This window comes from uncultured Nostoc sp. (genome assembly GCF_964245575.1).
GTDB lineage: Bacteria > Cyanobacteriota > Cyanobacteriia > Cyanobacteriales > Nostocaceae > Nostoc.
Genome location: NZ_CAXTNP010000497.1, coordinates 1 through 3,025 on the forward strand (window position 1 = coordinate 1; position 3,025 = coordinate 3,025).

At 38.8% G+C, this 3,025-nt stretch carries 3 protein-coding genes and 1 pseudogene; all 4 read right to left on the reverse strand.

All coding sequences use genetic code 11. The features are described 5' to 3' along the window. Window positions 1-116: 116 nt before the first annotated feature. Window positions 117-740, reverse strand: coding sequence for a chemotaxis protein CheB (locus ACFFAP_RS37590; RefSeq protein ID WP_375515969.1), 624 nt, complete (start codon window positions 738-740; stop codon window positions 117-119). A gap of 135 nt (window positions 741-875) precedes the next feature. Next, window positions 876-1,745 carry a polyphosphate kinase 2 family protein gene (locus tag ACFFAP_RS37595; protein WP_375515967.1) on the reverse strand — a complete coding sequence of 290 codons (870 nt, stop codon included), beginning with the start codon at window positions 1,743-1,745 and terminating at the stop codon, window positions 876-878. Between the two features lie 110 nt (window positions 1,746-1,855). Beyond that, window positions 1,856-2,332 (reverse strand): hypothetical protein, encoded by a 477-nt coding sequence (locus ACFFAP_RS37600; protein WP_375515968.1) that lies wholly within the window; start codon window positions 2,330-2,332, stop codon window positions 1,856-1,858. Between the two features lie 199 nt (window positions 2,333-2,531). Continuing rightward, window positions 2,532-3,025, reverse strand: a pseudogene (locus ACFFAP_RS37605) (proton extrusion protein PcxA); the annotation flags it as partial.

The window sequence follows — 3,025 nt, forward strand, 5'->3', positions numbered from 1 at the left end:
GAGTATCAAAGACTCATTAAAGGAGTTCGTAGCTCCATTAAAGAGTATCAAAGACACGTTAAACTATGTTTCATACCATAGTTGCATTCTAAAATATATTTTCTTTGCCCCTCAGCTTAGTAAGATTCTCCCATCACCAAAGTTACCAGGGTGCTGGAGATTTCATCGAGGGGGAGAATAAAATCTACATTGCCAGTTTGAATTGCGGCGAAGGGCATCCCGGAAAATTTGGCGGTTTTTGGGTCTTGAACAATGATTATACCGCCCATTTTTTTAATTGCTTCTACTCCCACCGCGCCGTCGCTACCCGTTCCAGTTAGCACCAGTGCGATCGCTCTGTCTTTGTAAGTGGCTGCAACTGATTCAAATAACAGGTCAGCCGAAGGACGTAAAAAATTTACTAATTCCGACTGTGATAAGGAAAGGGTGCCGTCACCGTTAACCAACAAGTGACGATTGGGTGGGGCAACGTAAGCCGTTCCTGGGGTAAGGCAATCTCCCTCCTTTGCCTGTTTGACGATAATATCTGTACGCCGACCAAGAATTTCTGCCAGAAACGAGCGGTGTTTAGGAGCAAGGTGTTGCACAATGGCGATCGCGGCTGTAAATTCTGGAGGTATCGATAACACTTTAATTAAAGCAGTTAGACCGCCTGCTGAGGCTGCGATCGCCACAATATCAAAGGCAGCATTATTAAAGTGAGGTGGATGATTTTTGGCATCTTCTGCCATCTGAGTCATGATTTTTTGGCTGTCACTATAAGACAAACTTCTTTAGTTACAAAAATCATTAATAAATTTAAAACTTTTCATCTTTAATTAAATTCTACAATAATATTATGTTAATCTAACCCCTTCTTTATTAAATTAAGTAAATCAATCTTCCTGTTCTAAAATGCGTTTTGCCTGCAAAAGTTGCTGCCTATGTTCCTCACTAAGTTTCGGGTATTGCAGATTTAGTTCTTGTAATTTTGTGCAGATGATATTGGCAACAGTCAGGCGTGTAAACCATTTGCGATCGGCAGGAATAATATACCAAGGGGCCGATTTAGTACTAGTGTTATTAAAAACTTCTTCATAAGCATTCATATAATCATCCCAAAAAGCTCGTTCCCGGACATCGTTATCTGAAAACTTCCAATTTTTCTCTGGAGTTTCAATCCGTTGTAAAAAGCGTTTTTTCTGCTCTGACTTGGAGACATTCAGAAAAAACTTCAGGATAATCACACCATTGTCAACCAAATATTTTTCAAAGTTATTGATTTCTTCAAAGCGCTGCTTCCATATCTTATTTCCTTCAGTAAAGTGGGGAAGTTGTTGCTTTTTCAACATTTCTGGATGAACACGAACCACTAGCGCTTCTTCATAGTATGAACGGTTGAATATTCCAATTCGACCTCTTTCTGGCAAAGCCTTCGTTGTTCGCCACAGGTAGTCATGGTCTAATTCTTCTGAACTGGGCCCTTTGAAACTAAACACCTGAAATCCTTGCGGGTTAACACCAGAAGTCACATGTTTAATTGTGCTATCTTTACCAGCAGCATCCATTGCCTGAAAAATAATCAACAAGGCATAGGTATTTTGAGCGTAGAGAATATTTTGGTAATTTGCTAATCGTTCAATATCTGTCTTTAATCTGGTTGCAGCATCAGCTTTTTGATCAAAATCAGTCTTATAAGCTGGGTCATAGTTTTTTTTCAGAGAAATCTTTGAACCTGGTGGAACAATGAAAGCATCGTGATTCATGTATAAAATTTCCTTACGGCTGTTTCTACCGAAGCATATTTTAAAGTGCTAATTTCTAAAAGTTATGATTTCTTAATTAAAAAATTTTGAATCAAAATTTATAACTTTTTTCATCTCCGTCGCCTTGGCATAGGACGCATAGCTTCACGCCCCAACATAAACATCCCTGTAACACCCAAACTGACAAACCAAACATATTGATACCAATATTGCCGAATCTGCTCACCCGTACTGAGTTCTGGACGCAACGTATTTAAGTATAGCAGCAGCACTAATATCATCAGCGCCCCAAAACCAACAAAGCTTAAGCCAACACCAATTCGTGCATGTCGCAGTTCAAAATCACTAATAGTGTCTAGGTCAATTTCTGCCAATTCCTTAAAAGAATCATCTGCCAAAGATGACGTTGCTTGGAATTTATTGCTCAGTTTTGGTGGCAAAATCGGCGACAGTGTTGCTACGGTTGGGCGACGTAGCAAAGCCTCAGTATCTCGCAGCAATTCTAATGGCTTACGGGTAGTAGTTGGTTGAGCAAACTCTATGTTGTCTGTAGGAGTTGGGGCATTGGCTTTGCTTTCAAAATCCATAGTACGCTTTAGAAGAACCAAGATATACATAGCCTAGCGAATCAACAGACAAACACGTCAAAATAATTATGAATTACGTTAGTAGCGGGGCGTAAAGCCTTTGGCATAGCTTCGCTTAACGCGATAGCGTCTCTAAGAGTTGCCCATTACGAATTAGGAATTACGTAGCTTGCTTCTCGCCGGAGGCGAGTATTATCAATTACTCGTCCATCTCTTTTAATGTAGCTAATGCCGACGGCGATAAGCGACTCAGATAGCGGAATATCCAGTATTTAAAGATAGTGTTTAAAATCACCGGAAATGTCGCAATAAAGAAAAATACTATGGTTTTATTGGCTGGCAGTCCTAAATGTTCTATTAATCCTTCAACAATAACCTCCCACCCTTCTGGTGAGTGAAATCCTACGAATATATCTGTAGAGAGAATAATTAAAAAAGCCTTAGCACTATCGCTTAGTCCATAAACAATATTATCTAGAAAAGATTTCACAATCACGATTTCTTTTTTGCTGAGGATGACAATTATACTAAAAGAAACTAGTGAGATTACATCAGCAAATACATTACTAATAGCACTTTTATATTTTATGTAAAATTTCTCAGCTATCTCAATGGCTTTGTCTTTTATCTTTTCTTTTATTACTTCTGAAGAAATTGGTGGTGCTTGATTTAGTAAATATTCAAACATCAGGC